Source organism: Mesorhizobium sp. L103C131B0 (assembly GCF_000502275.1).
GTDB lineage: Bacteria > Pseudomonadota > Alphaproteobacteria > Rhizobiales > Rhizobiaceae > Mesorhizobium.
Window position 1 is genome coordinate 1 of the sequence record NZ_AYXC01000058.1, and the last position, 1308, is coordinate 1308.

The window sequence follows — 1308 nt, forward strand, 5'->3', positions numbered from 1 at the left end:
GGCCGATGCGACGGAGTATTTCCAGATCCCGACCGGACGTGTGGTCGAGATCGGCACGCAGGTGGCGATCTGAGGTTTCCGGCAGCCTTTGACGCCACGCACCGGTCATTGCGGGGCAAGCCCTGCGCTGGGAACATGGTAGCCCTACCGTTACGGCACTTGATATTGCATCGCAGCAAGCGTAGAGCACCGCGCGCTTATCGGAGTGTCGTCCATGGCCCTTACCAATGCTGGTATTGAGGCAGAACCCGTCGAACAATCGAGCCATCCCGAAATCGAACAGCACAGCACCAAAGTTCTGATGCTGGGCGCGCTCGGTGTGGTCTATGGCGACATCGGCACCAGCCCGATCTACGCCTTCCGGGAAGCGCTTGTTGCGTCCTCCGGCGGGGAAATCGCCGAGCGCGGCGATATTCTGGGCGTGCTGTCGCTGATCATCTGGTCGTTGACGATTATCGTCACCATCAAATACATCATGTTCGTGCTCAGAGCCGACAACCGAGGCGAGGGCGGCGTGCTGTCGCTGATGGCGCTGGCGCGCGGCAGTTTCCCGACCCGCTCGGCGATCATCCTGGCCATCGGTGTTGTCGGCGCGTCATTGTTCTTCGGTGACGCCGTCATCACGCCGGCAATCTCGGTGCTTTCGGCGGTTGAAGGCATGAATGTCGTTACCCCGACCTTCCAGCCCTATGTCGTGCCGCTGACGCTGGTCATCCTGGCGATCCTGTTTTCGGTGCAGCGCTTCGGCACCGGCGGCGTGGCGCTGATCTTCGGGCCGATCACGGCGGTCTGGTTCCTGGCCATCGGTCTTTCGGGCTTGAACCACATCATCGCCGATCCCGAAATCCTGTGGGCGGTCAGCCCGCACTACATCGTCGCCTTCCTGATCAATTCGCCCGATGTCGCCTTCGTCACCATCGGCGCCATCTTCCTCGCCGTCACCGGCGCCGAAGCGCTTTATGCCGATCTCGGCCATTTCGGCCGCAAGCCCATCGTGCTCGCCTGGCTGGCGATCGTGTTTCCCTGCCTGCTGCTAAACTATGCCGGGCAGGGCGCTTTCGTGCTGGCGAAGAACGGTCACGTCGGCCATCCATTCTTCGAGATGAACGAAGGCTGGACGCTGATCCCGATGGTGGTATTGGCAACCGCGGCGACGGTCATCGCCAGCCAGGCGGTCATATCGGGCGCCTTCTCGCTGACCAGGCAGGCGGTGCAGCTCAATATGCTGCCGCGCCTCGAAATCCTGCACACGTCGGAACGGCAGTCGGGCCAGATCTACATGCCGCGCGTCAATGTTTTGCTGGCGTT

General features: G+C 61.9%; 1 protein-coding gene. It reads left to right on the forward strand.

The window, feature by feature from the left end:
• Positions 1-214: 214 nt before the first annotated feature.
• Positions 215-1308, forward strand: a 1094-nt coding sequence (locus X730_RS135380; protein ID WP_023827888.1) for a KUP/HAK/KT family potassium transporter, incomplete at its 3' end; no start/stop codon positions are given.